Genomic DNA, 20,445 nt, shown 5'->3' on the forward strand with positions numbered 1-20,445 from the left:
ACGTGCAGCAGAGCGGCTGACACGGACCGGACGCCTCGGGCGGGTCTCGTCGACAGACGGGAGACGCAAGGGGTGTCGATGGCGGGTGGACTTTACCCGCGCGGATGAGTATGCTAGCGCTTTGCGCTGGCCTGTGCCCGCGATCCCGTATAACCCGAGCCCACCCACGTCGTTCGTACACGTCGTGGCAGGCTCGCTCGGCCGGGGGATCGCGCCTAGCCGGGACCAGTGCAGCGTGCACTCGATCCGCTGGGAAGGACCCCTCTTTTGGCTGCCTCGCGCACCCCTTCTGCTCCGACCGCCGACGCCATCGCGAACCGCACCGCATCCCGTCGTATCTCTTTCGCCAAGATTCACGAGCCTCTTGAGGTCCCGGACCTCCTGGGTCTGCAGACCGAGAGCTTCGACTGGCTCCTCGGTAACGAGAAGTGGCAGGCCCGAGTGGCCAAGGCCCTCGAGAACGGCCGCCAGGACGTCCCCGAGACCGCCGGTCTGGAGGAGATCTTCGAGGAGATCTCGCCGATCGAGGACTTCGGCGGATCCATGTCGCTCTCCTTCCGCGAGCACCGCTTCGAGCCGCCGAAGTACACGGCCGAGGAGTGCAAGGAGAAGGACTTCACCTTCGCTGCCCCGCTGTTCGTCACGGCGGAGTTCGTCAACTACACCACCGGCGAGATCAAGAGCCAGACGGTCTTCATGGGCGACTTCCCGCTCATGACCGAGCGCGGCACCTTCATCATCAACGGCACCGAGCGCGTGGTCGTCTCGCAGCTCGTCCGTTCGCCCGGCGTGTACTTCGAGCGCACGGCCGACAAGACGTCCGACAAGGACGTCCTCACGGCCAAGGTCATCCCCAGCCGTGGTGCCTGGCTCGAGTTCGAGATCGACAAGCGCGACAACGTCGGCGTGCGCGTCGACCGCAAGCGCAAGCAGAACGCCACCGTGCTGCTCAAGGCCCTCGGCATGTCGGACGCCGAGATCCGCGAGGAGTTCGCCGCCTACCCGGCCGTCATCGACACGCTGGACAAGGACCACGTCCAGACGCAGGACGAGGCGCTGCTCGACCTCTACCGCAAGATCCGCCCGGGCGAGCCGCCCACGGTCGAGGCCGGTCGCGCGCTCATCGAGAACTTCTACTTCAACCCGAAGCGCTACGACCTCGCCAAGGTCGGCCGCTACAAGCTGAACAAGAAGCTCGGCGAGGACGTCCCGCTGGCCGACTCGGTGCTCTCGCGTGACGACATCGTCGCGACGATCAAGTACCTCGCGTCGCTGCACATCGACCTCCCGACCCTGCCCGGCCGCCGCGCCGGCGAGGCCGTCGAGATCCGCGTCGAGACCGACGACATCGACCACTTCGGCAACCGTCGCATCCGCGCGGTCGGCGAGCTCATCCAGAACCAGGTCCGCACGGGCCTGTCGCGGATGGAGCGCGTCGTGCGCGAGCGCATGACGACGCAGGACGTCGAGGCGATCACGCCGCAGACCCTGATCAACATCCGCCCCGTGGTGGCGTCGATCAAGGAGTTCTTCGGCACGTCGCAGCTGTCGCAGTTCATGGACCAGAACAACCCGCTCGCCGGCCTGACGCACAAGCGTCGTCTGTCCGCGCTGGGCCCGGGTGGTCTGTCCCGTGACCGGGCCGGCATGGAGGTCCGTGACGTCCACCCGTCGCACTACGGCCGCATGTGCCCGATCGAGACCCCGGAAGGCCCGAACATCGGCCTCATCGGCTCGCTCGCCACGTACGGGCGCATCAACCCGTTCGGCTTCGTCGAGACCCCGTACCGCAAGGTCATCAAGGGCAAGGTCTCCGACGAGGTCCACTACCTGACCGCCGACGACGAGGACCGCCACGTCATCGCGCAGGCGAACGCCCCGCTCAAGGCGAACGGTGCCTTCGAGGAGGACCGCGTCCTGGTCCGCGTCAAGGGCGGCGAGATCGAGTACGTCGCCGGCGAGGCCGTCGACTACATGGACGTCTCCCCGCGCCAGATGGTGTCGGTGGCCACGGCCCTGATCCCGTTCCTCGAGCACGACGACGCCAACCGCGCCCTCATGGGTGCCAACATGCAGCGCCAGGCCGTCCCGCTGGTCCGTTCCGAGGCCCCGCTCGTGGGTACCGGCATGGAGCGGCGTGCGGCCATCGACGCGGGCGACGTCATCGTCGCGACGAAGCCGGGCGTGGTCACCGAGGTGTCCGCCGACCTGATCGTCATCGCGAACGACGACGGCACCACGTCGACGCACCGCGTCGCCAAGTTCCGCCGCTCCAACCAGGGCACCAGCTACAACCAGCGCGTGCTGGTCGACACCGGCGCCCGCGTCGAGGTCAACTCGGTGCTCGCCGACGGCCCCGCCACGGACGAGGGCGAGCTCGCGCTCGGCCGCAACCTGCTGGTGGCGTTCATGTCCTGGGAGGGTCACAACTACGAGGACGCGATCATCCTGTCGCAGCGTCTCGTGCAGGACGACGTCCTGTCCTCGATCCACATCGAGGAGCACGAGGTCGACGCGCGCGACACCAAGCTCGGCCCGGAGGAGATCACGCGGGACATCCCCAACGTCTCCGAGGAGGTCCTCGCGGACCTCGACGAGCGCGGGATCATCCGCATCGGTGCCGAGGTCGCGGCCGGCGACATCCTCGTCGGCAAGGTCACGCCCAAGGGCGAGACCGAGCTGACCCCCGAGGAGCGCCTGCTCCGCGCGATCTTCGGTGAGAAGGCGCGCGAGGTCCGCGACACGTCGCTCAAGGTGCCCCACGGCGAGTCCGGCACGGTCATCGAGGTCCGCACGTTCAGCCGGGAGGACGGCGACGAGCTGCCCGCCGGCGTCAACGAGCTGGTCCGCGTGTACATCGCGCAGCGCCGCAAGATCACGGACGGCGACAAGCTCGCCGGCCGTCACGGCAACAAGGGCGTCATCTCCAAGATCCTGCCCGTCGAGGACATGCCGTTCCTCGCGGACGGGACCGCGGTCGACGTCGTCCTGAACCCGCTCGGTGTGCCCGGCCGCATGAACGTCGGCCAGGTCCTCGAGACGCACCTCGGCTGGGTGGCCAAGCAGGGCTGGGACATCGAGATCGCCGAGGGCGACGACCTGTCGTGGCGTGACGAGGTTCCCGCGATCGCCGCGAAGTCGCCGGCCGGCAACCCGGTCGCGACCCCGGTGTTCGACGGTGTGCCCGAGGCGACCCTGACCGGTCTGCTGTCCTCGACGCTGCCCAACCGCGACGGTGTCCGCACCGTCGGTGGTGACGGCAAGGCCCGCCTCTTCGACGGTCGCTCCGGCGAGCCGTTCCCGGAGCCGGTGGCCGTCGGCTACATGTACATCCTGAAGCTGCACCACCTTGTCGACGACAAGATCCACGCTCGCTCCACGGGCCCGTACTCGATGATCACGCAGCAGCCGCTGGGTGGTAAGGCGCAGTTCGGTGGCCAGCGGTTCGGCGAGATGGAGGTGTGGGCCCTCGAGGCGTACGGCGCTGCCTACACGCTGCAGGAGCTCCTCACCATCAAGTCGGACGACGTCCCCGGGCGCGTCAAGGTGTACGAGGCGATCGTCAAGGGGGAGAACATCCCCGACTCGGGCATCCCGGAGTCCTTCAAGGTGCTCCTCAAGGAGATGCAGTCGCTCTGCCTGAACGTGGAGGTGCTCTCCTCGGACGGCGTCTCCATCGACATGAAGGAGAACGACGACGAGGTCTACCGCGCAGCGGAGGAGCTCGGCATCGACCTGTCGCGGCGCCCGAACGCCAGCAGCATCGAAGAGATCTGACGTCGAGCCCCGCCGCCCTTTCCGTGAGGGTGGGCGGCGGGCGCCCGCACCCTTAGCAACATTTCCGTTCCGCCGGTAGCACCGGCAAGCGAAGGAAGTAGGACCCCCCTTGCTCGACGTCAACGTCTTCGACGAGCTGCGTATCGGCCTTGCCACTGCCGACGACATCCGTGCCTGGTCGCACGGCGAGGTCAAGAAGCCCGAGACCATCAACTACCGGACCCTGAAGCCGGAGAAGGATGGCCTGTTCTGCGAGAAGATCTTCGGTCCCACCCGGGACTGGGAGTGCTACTGCGGCAAGTACAAGCGCGTGCGCTTCAAGGGCATCATCTGCGAGCGCTGCGGCGTCGAGGTGACCCGCTCCAAGGTCCGTCGTGAGCGCATGGGCCACATCGAGCTCGCCGCGCCCGTCACGCACATCTGGTTCTTCAAGGGTGTGCCGTCGCGACTCGGCTACCTGCTCGACCTCGCCCCGAAGGACCTCGAGAAGGTCATCTACTTCGCGGCGTACATGATCACCTGGGTCGACGTCGACGGTCGTCACGAGGACCTCCCCAACCTCCAGAACGGGATCGACCTGGAGAAGAAGGAGATCGCGGACCGCCGCGACAACGACATCAACACCCGTGCCAGCAAGCTCGAGGCCGACCTGGCCGAGCTCGAGGCCGAGGGTGCCAAGGCCGACGCCCGCCGCAAGGTGCGCGACTCGGCCGAGCGCGAGATGGCTCAGCTGCGCAAGCGTGCCGACGTCGAGCTCGAGCGCCTGGACACCGTGTGGGACCGCTTCAAGAACCTCAAGGTCGCTGACCTCGAGGGCGACGAGATGCTGTACCGCCAGCTCCAGGACCGCTTCGGCAACTACTTCGAGGGCTCGATGGGCGCCGCGGCGATCCAGAAGCGCCTCGAGGCCTTCGACCTGGAGGCCGAGTCCGACTCGCTGCGCGAGATCATCAAGACGGGCAAGGGCCAGCGCAAGACGCGTGCCCTCAAGCGTCTGAAGGTCGTCAACGCGTTCCTCACGACGAGCAACTCGCCCACCGGCATGGTGCTCGACGCCGTCCCGGTCATCCCGCCGGACCTGCGTCCGATGGTCCAGCTCGACGGTGGCCGCTTCGCCACCTCGGACCTGAACGACCTGTACCGCCGCGTGATCAACCGGAACAACCGCCTCAAGCGGCTGCTCGACCTCGGCGCGCCCGAGATCATCGTCAACAACGAGAAGCGGATGCTCCAGGAGGCCGTCGACTCGCTGTTCGACAACGGCCGCCGTGGCCGTCCGGTGACGGGTCCGGGCAACCGCCCGCTCAAGTCCATCTCGGACATGCTCAAGGGCAAGCAGGGTCGGTTCCGCCAGAACCTGCTCGGCAAGCGCGTCGACTACTCGGGCCGTTCGGTCATCGTCGTCGGCCCGCAGCTCAAGCTGCACCAGTGCGGCCTGCCCAAGCAGATGGCGCTCGAGCTGTTCAAGCCGTTCGTCATGAAGCGCCTCGTCGACCTGAACCACGCGCAGAACATCAAGTCTGCGAAGCGCATGGTCGAGCGCGCGCGCCCCGTCGTCTGGGACGTGCTCGAAGAGGTCATCACGGAGCACCCGGTGCTGCTCAACCGCGCACCCACGCTGCACCGTCTGGGCATCCAGGCGTTCGAGCCCCAGCTGGTCGAGGGCAAGGCGATCCACCTGCACCCGCTCGTCTGCGCCGCGTTCAACGCGGACTTCGACGGTGACCAGATGGCCGTCCACCTGCCCCTGAGCGCCGAGGCGCAGGCCGAGGCCCGCATCCTCATGCTCTCGAGCAACAACATCCTGAAGCCGTCGGACGGGCGTCCGGTGACCATGCCCTCGCAGGACATGATCATCGGTCTGTACCACCTGACCAACGACAAGGACGAGGCGCTCGGCGCCGGCCGCGCGTTCAGCACGGTCTCCGAGGCGATCATGGCGTTCGACCAGGGTTCCCTGGACCTCAACGCCGTGATCAAGATCCGCTTCGACGACCTGGTCCTCACCGAGGAGCAGGCGCCCGAGGGCTGGACCGAGGGCGACGCGCTGCTCTTCGAGACGACCCTGGGTCGTGCGCTGTTCAACGAGCTGCTGCCCGTGGACTACCCGTACGAGAACGGCGTCGTCGACAAGAAGCGCCTCTCGGTCATCGTCAACGACCTGGCCGAGCGGTACCCCAAGGTCGAGGTCGCTGCCTCTCTGGACGCGCTCAAGGAGGCCGGCTTCCGCTGGGCCACCCGCTCGGGCGTCACGATCTCCATCTCGGACGTCGCGACCCCGTCGGCCAAGGCCGGCATCCTCGAGGAGCACGAGGGCCGCGCGGCGAAGGTGCAGGGCCAGTACGAGAAGGGCCTGATCACCGACGACGAGCGTCGTCAGGAGCTCATCGAGATCTGGACGCAGGCCACGGACAAGGTCGCCAAGGCGATGCAGGAGAACTTCCCGAAGCACAACACCGTCTACAAGATGGTCGGCTCGGGAGCCCGTGGTAACTGGATGCAGGTTCGCCAGATCGCCGGTATGCGTGGCCTCGTCGCCAACCCGAAGGGCGAGATCATCCCTCGCCCGATCAAGTCGAACTACCGCGAGGGGCTGTCGGTCCTCGAGTACTTCATCGCGACGCACGGTGCCCGCAAGGGTCTGGCGGACACCGCTCTGCGGACCGCCGACTCGGGCTACCTGACCCGTCGTCTGGTGGACGTCTCGCAGGACGTCATCGTCCGCGAGGACGACTGCGGCACCGAGCGTGGCCTGACGATGCCGATCGGCGTCCCGGGTGCGGACGGCGCTCTTCGTCGCCACGACAAGGTGGAGACGAGCGTCTACTCGCGCACCCTGGCGAGCGACATCGAGGTGGACGGCGAGGTCATCGGTCACGCCGGTGACGACGTCGGCGACGTGCTGCTCGACCGCCTCCTCGAGGCGGGCGTCGACACGCTCAAGATCCGCTCGGTCCTCACCTGCGAGTCCCGCGTCGGTACCTGCGCGCGCTGCTACGGCCGTTCGCTGGCCACCGGCAAGCTCGTCGACATCGGCGAGGCCGTCGGCATCATCGCGGCCCAGTCGATCGGTGAGCCCGGCACGCAGCTGACCATGCGTACCTTCCACACCGGTGGCGTGGCCTCGGCCGACGACATCACGCAGGGTCTGCCCCGCGTCCAGGAGCTCTTCGAGGCCCGCACCCCCAAGGGTGAGGCGCCGATCGCCGAGTTCTCCGGTCGCATCGCGGTCGAGGACGGGGACCGTTCGCGTCGCCTCGTGCTCACGCCGGACGACGGCTCGGAGGAGATCGCCTACCCGATCACCAAGCGCACGCGCCTGCTGATCTCGGACGGCGACCACGTCTCCGTCGGTACCCAGCTGGTCCAGGGTGCGGTCGACCCGAAGAAGGTCCTGCGCATCCTCGGCCCGCGTGCGACGCAGAAGCACCTGGTCGACGAGGTGCAGGTCGTCTACTCCTCCCAGGGCGTGGACATCCACGACAAGCACATCGAGGTCATCGTGCGGCAGATGCTGCGTCGCGTGACGGTCCTCGACTCCGGCACGACCGACCTGCTGCCCGGCGAGCTCGCCGAGCGTGGGCGCTTCGAGGACGCGAACCGCGCTGCGGTGTCCGAGGGCGGCCAGCCGGCCTCCGGTCGTCCTGAGCTCATGGGCATCACGAAGGCGTCGCTCGCGACGGACTCGTGGCTCTCGGCGGCCTCCTTCCAGGAGACCACCCGCGTGCTCACCGAGGCTGCGATGTCGGGTCGTTCCGACCCGCTGCTCGGCCTCAAGGAGAACGTCATCCTCGGCAAGCTCATCCCGGCCGGAACGGGTCTGCCCCGCTACGGCAACATCGCGGTCGAGCCCACCGAGGAGGCCAAGGCCGAGCTGTACCCGACCTTCGGCTACGACGAGATCGACTTCCCCGCCCTGGGCCTCGGCTCCGGCGAGGCGATCCCGCTCGAGGACATCGACTTCGGCGACTACCGCTGAGGTCACGGCCGTAGCGCAGCAGTCGGTGGGGGTCGCGGAGCGGCACCCGCCGACTGCGGAGCGCAGGCCGAGACCGACAACGAGCGCTGATCGATCTGTTCTGACCCGCAGGGGGCTCACCGGTGACGGTGGGCCCCCTGCGGCGTTCTCAGGGGATCGGGACCGCCGTGCCCGACACCTCGATGCCCGAGCCCGGGTCACGGGGGATCCCGACCGTGATCACGCCCGGCCGGCCCAGGTCGTCGCCCTGGTGGATCGTGACCGTGGCGGGCACGTCGACCAGACCGAGCTCGCGCAGGTAGCCGCCGAACGCGGCCGCCGCAGCGCCCGTCGCCGGGTCCTCCCGTACCCCGCCGGGCGGGAACGGGTTGCGCGCGTGGAACACGTCCGCGGTCTCGCGGTGCACGAGGGCGACGGTCGTCCAGTCCCGCGCGGCCATCAGGGCGCCGAGGCGGTCGAAGTCGTAGTCCAGGTCGGCGAGCCGCTGCCGGGTCCGGGTCGAGACCACGGGGTGCCGGGCACCGGCGAACGCCACCCTCGGCGGGAGCGCCGGGTCGAGGTCGTCCTGCTCCCAGCCGAGCGCGGCGAGCAGCTCGTCGCGGTCGTCGTCGGCAAGCGCGGTCGACCGCGGCGGCACGCTGACCAGCGTCGCGACGATCCGGCCGTCCTCGGCCGTGGACGTCCGTACGGCGACCGGGCCCGCTGCGGTGGCGAACCGGACCGGGCCCGAGGTGCCGCGCTCGGCGAGCGCCACCGCCGACGCGATCGTCGCGTGCCCGCAGAACGGGACCTCCGCCAGCGGGCTGAAGTACCGGACGTCGAGCTCGCCGGGCACGGAGGTGGGCACGAGGAACGCCGTCTCCGGGTACCCGACGTCGGTCGCGACCCGTTGCAGCTCGTCGTCCGTCGCGCCCGTGGCGTCGAGCACCACCCCCGCCGGGTTGCCGCCCGTGGGCACGATCGAGAACGCGGCGTAGCGCAGGACCTCCACGACGACCGTTCTACCCCAGATCTCGCCCGCCGCTTCAGCTCGTGACGATCTGGTCGTTCGTCGCGCCGGCCAGCGCCTGCAGGAAGTACTGCGCGAGCAGGAACCGTTCGTCGACCGAGAGGTCGCCCGTGACGCCGACCCAGCCGTCCCCGCTGACGAGCGCGCCGAGGGCCGCCGGGTTCAGGTCCTCCGGACGTCCGAGCCCGATCGCGAAAGTGCGGTTGCCCGGGGTCACGTCGGCGATCCAGGCGGGCGCGTTCTCCTGACCGTCGGTGAGGACCACCAGCGCGTCCGTGTCGAACCCGGCGGCTCCGGCGAGCACCGCCTGGCCGGCCAGCACGCCGTCGCCGATGGACGTGCTGCCGGCCGGGTTCGGCGTGTGCGCGGCGACCGCCGCCTGGGCCGCGGCCCGTCCGGGCCCGAAGTGCTCAGGCCCGACCGTCGTCACCGCCATGACCGCGGTCGCGTCCTGGTCGAAACGGACGAGCCCCACGCCGTGCCGCGGTGCGACGACGGCGAGGAAGACGCCCGCGGCGTCCTTGAGGACGTCGACCCGACGCCGTCCGTCGCCCGCGTCGTCGAGCATCGAGGCGGACGCGTCGAGCACCAGCCCGACGGCGACCTTGGTGGCCGGCAGGGAGGTCGCGCCGACGGGCACCACCCATTCCTGGTCCGTCTCGAGGCAGCGCACCGTCGCGGTGCCGGACGCCGTGGTCCCCGCCGCTCCGGCGGTCCACGACACCCAGACCCTGCCCTGCGTCGTCGATCCCACCCCGGGACCGGCGACGTGCACGGTGCCACCCAACGGCAGCTGAAAACCTGCGGTGACGCTCGCGACAAGAGTCACGTCGTGCGCGCCCGAGACGTCGAGCACCACAGCCTGCGCCGACGTCTCGCTCTCGACTACCTGCAGGTCGAGCGCGGTGCTCACCATCGTCACGGACAGGCCGTCGGTCGTCGCCAGCGCGTCCAGCGCGAACCGCAGGAGCGCCGCCGAGGTCTCGATCGCGACCTGCTCGGCCTCCGACCACGCCGGCTGGAACGACGACCCGCACTCGATGGTCCAGGCGTGCACGGGCCTCCTGGCGGGGTCGGCGAAGTGCCTTGAGAACGAGTAGTCGTCGCTCGCGCCGGACGTCGGGTAGAGGGTCATGGCCTGCTCGACCGGCCAGACCGTCCCGCGGACGGCGAGCGCCTGGGTGCTCATCGCGGTCGCGAGCGTGCTGCCGACGGACAGGTCGTGCGCGGTGAGGTACTCGCCGTACGCGTCGCCCACGCGGCCGCGGACGGCGTCGAGCGCGGGGTTGAGGAAGCTCTGCGTGGTGTCGGCGGTCTGATCGGTGTCCGACCCCCAGCTGTAGAGGACCACCGGGACGGCGCTGTGCACGTCGACGAGCCACCGGATCGGGAAGGTGTCGAGCAGCCAGACGACGTTCTGCGTCTCGGGCTCGGAGGCCGCGGACGGGCCGCGGTAGACGTCGTGGTCGCAGGGGTCCGACGAGGTGTTCACGCCCGCGTCGGCGGCGAACCTGGCGGTGTGGTCCCACAGGAAGTCGAAGTTCCGGTTGACGTCGACGCCGACGCAGCCCCCGCCGGTCGGTCGGCGGTTCTTGCGCCAGAGCGCCTCGGTGGTCTGGCTGTGCACGCGCCCGTCGGGGTTGACGCACGCGAACACGTACAGGTCCACCGTGCTCATGAGCCGGTGCACCTCGGCCGCGGTGAACGACGCGCCGCCGTAGCCGAGGCCGGTCCCGTTCGCGTAGGCCTCCAGGAGGTCGGCGGCCAGGCTGACGCACAGCTCCGGCGGCACCCACTCGCGGGCGTGCACCCCGCCGAGGACGGCCACGCCGTCGGGCGCGTCGGTACGGGCGCCCACCCGCAGCACGTGGGCCGTGCGGCCGTCGTGCGTCGGGTGCGGCACCGCGTGCAGCGTGCTCGTCGTCGGATAGGCGGCGGCGAGGGCGGCCAGCGCCGCCTCGAGCTCGTCGGTCGTGGAGTACACGCCCTCACTCCTTCCGGCCGMGCCCGCGCGGGACGGCCGCCCGGTCGGCGTACCGCCCGCCAGGGGAGACCTCGCGCCGGGCCGCCTCGGTGGAGGCCGTGACGTCCTCGAGGACCTCGAGCGTCGGGCCGCCCGCGCGCCCTGCTCGTGCGGCGACCTCGGTGTCCTCGACCAGGACGTGGACGGCCAGCCCCGCGCCGCCGGCCCGGACCGCCACGGGGCGGCACGGGACGGCGACACCGGGCTCGGCCAGGAACGCACGCAGGGTCGGTGCGTCGCCGGTCGCGCGGCAGAGCAGGAGGCTCACCGCGACTCCAGGGCGTCCGCGGCGGTGCGCAGGGCCTGGGCCAGGGTCGAGGTGGCCGTGACGTCGGCGCTGCCGTCGACCGCGCGCCTGCCCAGGCAGTGCAGCAGCTCCTTGAGGCTGGAGCCGTTGCGGCGCAGGTAGGTGTCGAGCATCTTCGCGAGGCGCGCGTTGCCCTTGACCGTCTCGACGAAGATCGCGATCGTCCGGTCGCAGCCCGTGCCGCCGTCGTCGTCACCGCCGCCCTCGGGGTCGTTGGGCTTGCCGGGGACGTACACCGCACCCGACAGCAGCTGCTCGCGCGTGAAGTGCTCGTTGCGCAGCGTCGTCCCGTCCGCGATCACGCGGAACGTGTACAGGCCGTAGTCCTTGGCCGTGTACGTGGCGACGAAGGCCCCGTCCTGGACGGCGTCGAGCACGATCGTGTCCGGTCCCGACGGGGCGGTGACCTCGGCGTAGACCTTGACCCGGTCCTTGCCGACCGGGATCGACATCTCGTCGACCGTCGCGGTGATCGTCATCAGCGCGCCCGGCGTGATCGCCGACTGCTCGAGCGTCGCACCGAACCGGACGTTGGACCGGCTGTGCACCTCGACCACCCAGCGCAGACCGTTCTCGACGACCTGCTGGTAGGTCGTGATGTCCGTCGACTCGAGCTTCTTCAGGTACGAGTCGTAGACGCGCCTGTCGATCTCGAGAACCGCGGTCCAGGTGCCCGCCCAGTCGGCGCTCCCGCCGGCGTCCACCTGCGGGAGCGTGAACCGGTAGTAGGCGACCTGCGCGCCCTTGACGAACGTGACGCCGCTCGCGGTCGGGGACAGCGTCGCCCCGCTGGGCGCGACGACCGAGAAGCTCACGGCATCCGGCACGGGGGTCAGCAGGATGACGTCGCTGGAGATGTCCGCGCTGGTCAGGTCGAACGGCACCTTGACCACGTCGCCGGGCCGCAGGTAGCCGTCGGGGTCGAGGACCACCTGGTCGTTGGTCACCCCGGCCAGGATCTGCAGGTAGTACTTCGCCAGCAGGAAGCGCTCGTCGGCGGAGATGTTGCCGGTGACGTTGACGTAGCCGCCCGTGCCGTTGGTCAGCGCGGTCAGGGCGGACGGGTTGATGTCCGACGGGTCGCCGAGCCCGATCGCGAAGACCTGGTCGTCGATGCTTCCCGTGACGTCCGCGATGTACGCCGGGGCGGTCTCCTGACCGTCCGTGAGCACGATCATCGCCGTGGTGTCGTAGCTCGGCGCGGCCGCGTCGAGCAGCAGGCCTCCCTCGACGACCCCGTCGCCGATGGACGTGCTCCCCGCAGGGTTCGCCACGTGGCTCGCGACGAGCGCGGCGGCCTGCGCGCGGCCCGCCCCGAAGATCTCGGGTCCCGCGTCGGTCACCGACATCACCGCGGTCGCGTCCTGGTCGAACCGCACGATCCCGACACCCGTGTCCGAGTGGAGCGTGTCGACGAAGATCCCCGCCGACTCGCGCAGCACCTGCACCCGCGCCCGGCCGTCACCCGCGTCCCAGTCCATCGACGCCGACTTGTCCAGGACCATGACGACCGCGGCCGTCGGGCGCTCGATCGTGTTGGCCTGCAGGTCGACGGTCCACGTCTCGTCCGTCGCGACGCTGTGCACCTCGATCGTGCCGCTCGCCGTGTCGCCGGCCGCGGTGCCCGTGTAGGTGAGCCAGATCCGGGCCTGCGCGGTCACGCCGACGCCGGGGGAGGTGACCGTGACGCTCGGGCCCAGCAGCAGCTGGAACGAGCTCGCCGGGCCGGTCGTGGTGGTCGGGCCGGCCGTGACCTCGAACGTGAGGTCCTCGACGCCCTCGACGTCCCACGTGACCGAGCGGGCGGTCGTCTCGCCCTCGGGCACGTCGTTGAAGACGACGGGGTTCGTCATGAGCGTGACCCGCCGGGCCGCCGCCTGCACCGCCGCGAACGCGTTGACGCGGCCGAAGCCGTAGTCGTCGTTGTGGCCGCTGGCGTCGTACACCACCCCGCCGATCTGGTCGGCGGTCGTGTGCATGATCTCGCGCAGGGCGTCGCGCGTCAGGGTCGGGCGCACCGACAGGGCGAGAGCGGCGCAGCCTGCGGCGCAGGGCGCGGCGAAGCTGGTGCCGGTCCACGGGCCGTAGTCGTTGCCGTCGTGCGTGCTGACCACGTCGACCCCGGGAGCGATGAGCTCGACCTCGGACCCGCGCGCGGCGTTGTCCTCGAGGTCCATGTTGGTGGACCGGACCACGGCGATGACGTCCGCGTGCGAGACCACGTGGTCCTCGAGGACGTCGACGTTGTTGCCGTTGCTCGCCGCCCAGAAGATGGCGGTGCCGAGCCCGCCGCGACCGTTCGCCGCCGCGCCGACCAGCGCGAGGTCGAGCGTCGAGGTCAGGTCCCACGCCGCGCCGTTCGGCCCGAGCGAGGACACGATGATGTCGGCGGCGTCGGCCGCGGAGCCGCCCTCGGTGGTCGGGTCGGCGGCGTAGGCGATCGCCCGGGCCAGCGTCGTCTGCGTGCCCACCTGGTCGTTCAGGCAGGCGACGAGCATGAGGTCCGACTGGGGGGCGGCACCGACGACGCCCAGGCCGTTGCCCGACCGCGCGGCGACCATGCCCGCGCAGAAGGTGCCGTGGTCGCCCGACGGCATCCCGGCCGTCCCGGACATGAACGTCGCGGGGGAGCCGGACTGGAAGAAGCCCGAGCCCGCGGCGATGGCGGCGGACAGGTCCTCGTGGGTCGTCTCGAACCCGTTGTCGATGACGGCGACGCGCACGCCCGCGCCGAAGGTGTGGTCCCAGGCGGCCTCGGCGCTGACGTCGGCGCCGGCGGTCCCGCCGGCCTGGCCGGTGTTGCTCCACTGCCACTGCTCGCCGTAGCGGGGGTCGGTCGGGGTGAACCGGCCCGGGATGTGCTCGACCAGCGACGGCTCCGCGAACACGAACCGGGGGTCGTCGTGCAGCGCGACCGAGGCGGCGAGCGCGTCGCCGGAGGTCGCCCGGACCTCGTACAGGTGCGGCGCGAACCGCAGGACGCCCACCTTGGCCAGCCCCACCTCGGTGAGGATCGCGTCGGTCTCGCTCTCGCTCGGGTCCCCGGACAGCTGCACGTTCAGCAGGCCGGTCGCGATCGCCACGCGTCCGCCGCGCACGACCAGGACGGCGCCGGCCTCCGTGTCGGCGCGCTGACCGGTGCTGCGGACCTCGTCGAGCGAACGTCCTGGCGCGGGCTGCACCACGCGCCACCCGGCGGCGGCGAACGCGGCGAGCGAGGCCTCGTCGACACCCGGGACGGCCGTGCGCGCGGACGGCGACGACGTCGTCGACCTCGTCCACCTCGACCAGGTCTCCGCGCAGGTAGTAGTGACGCTTCATGGCACAGCCCCCTCAGGTGACGGCACCCCGGCGGCGCCTCACCCAGGAGGGGGAACGGGGCAAACCGTGTGATACCGGGCGCGAGAGGGCGGGCAGGTGTGCAGGGGATGAATTCACGACCCCGCGGAGTTGTATCCGAAGTCCCGTGGCACCGGTGCAGGCGCAGCGCTGGACGCGCCCCCGCTTTGACGCCCTCACGGGCGCCAGGTAACGTAGGACACCGTGCCCGCGCCGTCGGGCTCTCGCGCATGCACCTGAAGGTTCGCTCTTGCGGGCGATCCGTTACGGGAGCATCAGGTGGTGTCCCCCTCCACCGCGTCGTCACTCCGGCAAGGAACGTCTTGCGGAATGCCGTGCGGAATGCCGGGGCGACACGCCCGAGCGCGGGGGTCGGTGCGGGACGAAAGACCGGAGGTAGTCGCGCGACGGGCGACGAACCTCGACCATGCCGGCCGTCCTGGGTGACGGGTCCGGTCGACCAGAGATCATCCAACAGACGGAGACGTAGTGCCTACGATCCAGCAGCTGGTCCGCAAGGGCCGGCAGGCGAAGTCGAACAAGTCGAAGACGCCTGCCCTCAAGGGCTCCCCCCAGCGACGCGGTGTGTGCACCCGCGTCTACACCACGACCCCGAAGAAGCCGAACTCCGCCCTCCGCAAGGTCGCGCGCGTTCGTCTCTCGAGCCAGGTCGAGGTCACCGCGTACATCCCCGGTGTCGGCCACAACCTGCAGGAGCACTCGATCGTGCTCGTGCGCGGCGGCCGTGTGAAGGACCTCCCGGGTGTCCGTTACAAGATCGTCCGTGGCGCCCTCGACACGCAGGGCGTGAAGAACCGTAAGCAGGCGCGCAGCCGCTACGGCGCGAAGAAGGTGGGCTGATGCCTCGCAAGGGTCCGGCCCCCAAGCGGCCGCTCGTCATCGACCCCGTCTACGGGTCGCCGGTCGTCACGCAGCTGATCAACAAGGTCCTGCTCGACGGCAAGAAGTCCGTCGCGGAGCACATCGTCTACGGCGCCCTCGAGGGTGTCCGTGAGAAGACGCAGGGCGACCCGGTCGTCGTGCTCAAGCGCGCGCTGGACAACGTCCGCCCGTCGCTCGAGGTGCGTTCGCGCCGCGTCGGTGGCGCCACGTACCAGGTGCCCGTCGAGGTGCGCCCGGTCCGCCAGACCACCCTCGCGCTGCGCTGGCTCACCGACTACTCGCGCGCTCGTCGCGAGAAGACGATGACCGAGCGCCTCATGAACGAGATCCTCGACGCGTCCAACGGCCTCGGTGCCGCGGTGAAGCGTCGTGAGGACATGCACAAGATGGCCGAGTCCAACAAGGCCTTCGCGCACTACCGCTGGTAATCCCGGCACCCTCGGGCGCTGCGCCGCCGGTCCGATCCTCGGGCCGGGCCGGTGGCGCCACCCAAGCCAACCTGTAAGGGGCAACTCACGTGGCACTGGATGTGCTGACGGACCTCACGAAGGTCCGCAACATCGGCATCATGGCTCACATCGATGCCGGCAAGACGACGACCACCGAGCGGATCCTGTTCTACACCGGGGTCAACTACAAGATCGGTGAGACGCACGACGGTGCGTCGACGATGGACTGGATGGAGCAGGAGCAGGAGCGCGGCATCACGATCACGTCCGCCGCGACGACCTGCTACTGGCACGACAACCAGATCAACATCATCGACACGCCCGGCCACGTGGACTTCACGGTCGAGGTGGAGCGCTCGCTGCGCGTCCTCGACGGTGCCGTCGCCGTGTTCGACGGCAAGGAGGGCGTCGAGCCCCAGTCCGAGACCGTCTGGCGTCAGGCCGACAAGTACGACGTCCCGCGCATCTGCTTCGTCAACAAGATGGACAAGCTCGGCGCCGACTTCTACTTCACGGTCAAGACGATCGTCGACCGACTCAAGGCCAAGCCGCTGGTCATCCAGCTGCCCATCGGCTCCGAGAACGACTTCATCGGCGTCGTCGACCTGGTCACCATGCGTGCCCTCGTCTGGCGCGGCGAGACCGCCCTGGGCGAGAAGTACGAGGTCGAGGACATCCCGGCCGACCTCGTCGAGAAGGCGGAGCAGTACCGCGCCGAGCTCCTCGAGGCCGTCGCCGAGACCGACGACGAGCTGCTCGAGAAGTTCCTCGGTGGCGAGGAGCTGACCGAGGCCGAGATCAAGGCCGGCATCCGCCAGCTCACGGTCAAGTCGCAGGCGTACCCCGTCCTGTGCGGCTCGGCGTTCAAGAACAAGGGCGTCCAGCCCATGCTCGACGCCGTCATCGACTACCTGCCGACGCCCCTGGACGTCCCGGCTGTCGAGGGCCACGACATGAAGGACCCCGAGCTCGTCGTCGAGCGCCACCCCGACTCGACGGAGCCGTTCTCGGCCCTCGCGTTCAAGGTCGCCTCGCACCCGTTCTTCGGCAAGCTGACCTACGTCCGGGTGTACTCCGGCAAGGTCGCGCAGGGCGCCCAGGTGCTCAACTCGACCAAGAACAAGAAGGAGCGCATCGGGAAGCTCTTCCAGATGCACTCCAACAAGGAGAACCCGGTCGAGGACGCCACGGCCGGCCACATCTACGCCTTCATCGGTCTGAAGGACGTCACCACGGGCGACACCCTGTGCGACCCGGCACACCCGGTCGTGCTCGAGTCCATGACGTTCCCGGAGCCGGTCATCGACGTCGCCATCGAGCCGAAGACGAAGGGTGACCAGGAGAAGCTCTCCGTGGCCATCCAGAAGCTGGCCGAGGAGGACCCGACCTTCCGCGTCAAGCACGACGAGGAGACCGGCCAGACCGTCATCGGCGGCATGGGCGAGCTCCACCTCGACATCCTCGTCGACCGCATGCGTCGCGAGTTCAAGGTCGAGGCCAACGTCGGCAAGCCGCAGGTGGCCTACCGCGAGACGATCCGTCGCTCGGTCGAGAAGATCGACTACACGCACAAGAAGCAGACGGGTGGCTCCGGCCAGTACGCCAAGGTGCAGATGACCTTCGAGCCGCTGGACACCGCCGACGGCGAGATCTACGAGTTCTCGAACAAGGTCACCGGTGGCCGCATCCCGCGCGAGTACATCCCGTCGGTCGACGCCGGGATCCAGAGCGCGATGCAGCTCGGCGTCCTCGCGGGCTTCCCGCTCGTGGGCGTCAAGGCGATCCTGCTCGACGGTGCCGCGCACGACGTCGACTCCTCGGAGATGGCGTTCAAGATCGCGGGCTCGATGATCCTCAAGGAAGCGGTCCGCAAGGCCGACCCGGTTCTCCTGGAGCCGGTCATGGCCGTCGAGGTCCGTACCCCTGAGGAGTACATGGGTGACGTCATCGGCGACATCAACTCGCGCCGCGGCATGATCCAGTCCATGGAGGACGCGACGGGCGTGAAGGTCGTCCGTGCGCAGGTCCCCCTTTCCGAGATGTTCGGGTACGTCGGTGACCTGCGGTCGAAGACCCAGGGTCGCGCGGTGTACTCGATGCAGTTCGACAGCTACGCCGAGGTTCCTCGGAACGTTGCCGAGGAAATCATCAAGAAGACCCGGGGCGAGTAGTCCCACAGGTCGACATCTGTAGTTCCATCACACAAACCGACCCGTAGGACGCCGCGTCAAGCGGCTACCGTCCGGTAGCCGCACAACGTCGGCCAATCTCTACCAAGTCCTGAGGAGGACACCCAGTGGGCAAGGCGAAGTTCGAGCGGACGAAGCCGCACGTCAACATCGGCACGATCGGCCACGTCGACCACGGCAAGACGACGCTGACCGCGGCCATCTCGAAGGTGCTGCACGACAAGTACCCGGACCTGAACCCCTTCACGCCTTTCGACGAGATCGACAAGGCCCCTGAGGAGAAGCAGCGCGGCATCACCATCAACATCGCGCACGTGGAGTACCAGACGGAGAAGCGTCACTACGCTCACGTCGACGCTCCCGGGCACGCGGACTACATCAAGAACATGATCACCGGTGCCGCGCAGATGGACGGCGCGATCCTCGTGGTCGCCGCCACCGACGGCCCGATGGCCCAGACGCGTGAGCACGTCCTGCTCGCCCGTCAGGTCGGCGTGCCGTACCTGCTCGTCGCACTGAACAAGACCGACATGGTCGACGACGAGGAGATCCTGGAGCTCGTCGAGGTCGAGGTGCGCGAGCTCCTCACCGCGCAGGGCTTCGACGGCGACAACGTCCCCGTCGTGCGCGTCTCGGGCCTGAAGGCCCTCGAGGGCGACCCGGTGTGGGTCCAGTCCGTGCAGGACCTGCTGGACGCCGTCGACGAGAGCGTCCCGGACCCGGTGCGCGACATCGACAAGCCCTTCCTCATGCCGATCGAGGACGTCTTCACGATCACCGGTCGTGGCACCGTCGTCACCGGTCGCGTGGAGCGCGGCAAGCTCAAGGTGAACGAGGAGGTGGAGATCGTCGGCATCAAGGAGAAGGCGATCAAGACCACGGTCACCGGCGTCGAGATGTTCCGCAAGCTGCTCGACTACGCCGAGGCCGGCGAGAACGTCGGTCTGCTCCTTCGTGGCACGAAGCGCGAGGAGGTCGAGCGCGGCCAGGTCGTCGTCAAGCCCGGCTCGATCACGCCGCACACCGAGTTCGAGGGCCAGGTCTACATCCTGGCCAAGGACGAGGGTGGCCGTCACAACCCGTTCTACGGGAACTACCGCCCCCAGTTCTACTTCCGCACCACCGACGTCACCGGCGTCATCACGCTGCCCGAGGGCACCGAGATGGTCATGCCCGGCGACAACACCGAGATCCACGTGAACCTCATCCAGCCCATCGCGATGGAAGAGGGCCTCGGCTTCGCCATCCGCGAGGGTGGCCGCACCGTCGGCTCGGGCAAGGTCATCAAGATCATCAAGTGATGCGAGCCCCTCGGGGCAGCTGATCTGCAGAAGGGCCCGGTCGCCAAGGCGACCGGCACTCGGGTGCGCGTCGGCGGGCTGTGGACAAGCGCCGTCGGACGTCGTGTGACGTTTCTAGGGTGCGCAGGTGGACATCGTGGGCGTGCTTCCTGACGCGGGACTGCTCGCGGTCGCTGGCGTCCGTGGGGCCACCGTCGGCCACGACCGCGCCTACCTCGCGGCCGCGTGCAGACGAGGTGACCTGGTCCGCGTCCGTCGGGGGTGGTACCTCGGCGCGCGCACCTGGAAGGCGATGTCCGACGACGAGCGCTACCGCGTGACTGTCGTCGCGGCGGCGCGAGGTCTCGAGTCCGCGGTCCTCTCGCATTGGTCCGCCGCGGCGGTGTGGAACCTGCCGATGGTCGGGCGTCGGGGGTCGAGCGTGCACGTGACCCACGCGCCCGCGAGCGGCGGACGCTCCAGTCATGCAGTGGTGCGGCACGCCGCGGCCGGCGTGGACGACGTCGCAGAGGTGGAGGGGCTTCGGCTCACACCGGTGGCGAGGACGGTCGTCGACCTGGCACGCGCGGCTGGGCTCCTCGCCGGCGTCTGCGCCGCCGACCACGCCTTGCGCGAGCGCATGACGACGCTCTCGGAACTCGCACGAGAGGTCGCCGTGATAGGTGCCGTGCGGGGCGTCCGGGACGCGCGAAGCATGGTCGGGTTCGCCTCGCCTGCGGCCGAGTCCGTCGGAGAGTCGCTCAGCCGGGTGCGGATGCATCAGCTGGGGGTCCCGGCACCGGTGCTCCAGCACGTCGTGTCGGACGCGCGGGGGTTCGTCGGACGCGTGGACTTCTGGTGGCCCGGGTGCGGCGTGGTCGGTGAGTTCGACGGTCGTCAGAAGTACGGGGTCGCGGTCGACGAGGACCCTCGTGCCGCCGCCGACCGGCTGTGGCGGGAGAAGCAACGTGAGGACCGCATCCGCAGCACCGGCGCGGCCGTCGTGCGATGGACCTGGGCCGACGCCTGGACGGGCGGTCCGATGGTGACCCGGCTCCGCGCCGCCGGCGTCCGCTGACACGCCGGGCAACATGCCGCCGGCCGCGCGGTCCCGTCGGCGCCCCGCGCGCGTTCCCCTTTCCCGCGCGCGCTATCCCGCGTCGTCGAGAGCGGTCGTCCGTCATCCACCG

At 69.6% G+C, this 20,445-nt stretch carries 11 protein-coding genes; 7 read left to right on the forward strand and 4 right to left on the reverse strand.

Features of this window, described 5'->3' with window-relative positions:
* Nucleotides 1-267 precede the first annotated feature (267 nt).
* Together rpoB and AC1DUE_RS14840 are read left to right on the forward strand one after the other, a co-directional pair.
* A complete protein-coding gene (gene rpoB, locus AC1DUE_RS14835) occupies nt 268-3,777 on the forward strand; it encodes a DNA-directed RNA polymerase subunit beta (protein ID WP_477040191.1) in 3,510 nt (1,169 codons plus the stop codon).
* A gap of 109 nt (nt 3,778-3,886) precedes the next feature.
* Complete coding sequence (locus AC1DUE_RS14840; RefSeq protein ID WP_477040192.1) at nt 3,887-7,756, forward strand: DNA-directed RNA polymerase subunit beta'; 3,870 nt, start codon at nt 3,887-3,889, stop codon at nt 7,754-7,756.
* 148 nt (nt 7,757-7,904) lie between these two features.
* On the opposite strand, the gene AC1DUE_RS14845 is transcribed toward AC1DUE_RS14840, so the two are convergent.
* From AC1DUE_RS14845 to AC1DUE_RS14860, 4 genes are read right to left on the reverse strand one after another with little or no spacing between them, the layout of a single operon-like run.
* Entirely contained in the window at nt 7,905-8,747 is an 843-nt protein-coding gene (locus AC1DUE_RS14845) for a PhzF family phenazine biosynthesis protein (RefSeq protein WP_477040193.1), read from the reverse strand.
* A gap of 34 nt (nt 8,748-8,781) precedes the next feature.
* Nucleotides 8,782-10,749 carry a M14 family zinc carboxypeptidase gene (locus AC1DUE_RS14850; RefSeq protein WP_477040194.1) on the reverse strand — a complete coding sequence of 656 codons (1,968 nt, stop codon included), beginning with the start codon at nt 10,747-10,749 and terminating at the stop codon, nt 8,782-8,784.
* Between the two features lie 4 nt (nt 10,750-10,753).
* On the reverse strand, nt 10,754-11,056 hold the full coding sequence (locus AC1DUE_RS14855) for a hypothetical protein (protein ID WP_477040195.1): 303 nt from the start codon (nt 11,054-11,056) through the stop codon (nt 10,754-10,756).
* On the reverse strand, nt 11,053-14,280 hold the full coding sequence (locus tag AC1DUE_RS14860) for a S8 family serine peptidase (protein WP_477040196.1): 3,228 nt from the start codon (nt 14,278-14,280) through the stop codon (nt 11,053-11,055). The genes AC1DUE_RS14855 and AC1DUE_RS14860 overlap by 4 nt, the downstream gene beginning before the upstream one ends.
* Before the next feature lie 643 nt (nt 14,281-14,923).
* Between AC1DUE_RS14860 and rpsL the strand changes: the two genes are divergently transcribed.
* The 5 genes from rpsL (at nt 14,924) to AC1DUE_RS14885 (ending at nt 20,333) form a co-directional block, all read left to right on the forward strand.
* Entirely contained in the window at nt 14,924-15,295 is a 372-nt protein-coding gene (gene rpsL / locus AC1DUE_RS14865; protein WP_028050107.1) for a 30S ribosomal protein S12, read from the forward strand.
* Nucleotides 15,295-15,765, forward strand: coding sequence for a 30S ribosomal protein S7 (gene rpsG, locus AC1DUE_RS14870; protein ID WP_028045072.1), 471 nt, complete (start codon nt 15,295-15,297; stop codon nt 15,763-15,765). Before rpsL ends, rpsG begins: the two co-directional genes overlap by 1 nt.
* A gap of 89 nt (nt 15,766-15,854) precedes the next feature.
* Entirely contained in the window at nt 15,855-17,957 is a 2,103-nt protein-coding gene (fusA, locus tag AC1DUE_RS14875; RefSeq protein ID WP_477040197.1) for an elongation factor G, read from the forward strand.
* Nucleotides 17,958-18,082: 125 nt separating this feature from the next.
* A complete protein-coding gene (gene tuf / locus AC1DUE_RS14880; protein ID WP_477040198.1) occupies nt 18,083-19,276 on the forward strand; it encodes an elongation factor Tu in 1,194 nt (397 codons plus the stop codon).
* Nucleotides 19,277-19,403: 127 nt separating this feature from the next.
* Entirely contained in the window at nt 19,404-20,333 is a 930-nt protein-coding gene (locus AC1DUE_RS14885; protein WP_477040199.1) for a hypothetical protein, read from the forward strand.
* The last annotated feature ends 112 nt before the right edge of the window (nt 20,334-20,445 follow it).

Source organism: Cellulomonas sp. P4_A2, assembly GCF_056402515.1.

Bases quoted from the DNA above. Each gene is read 5' to 3' on its own strand.
- rpsG (WP_028045072.1), top strand. From the start codon at position 15,295: ATGCCTCGCAAGGGTCCGGCCCCCAAGCGGCCGCTCGTCATCGACCCC.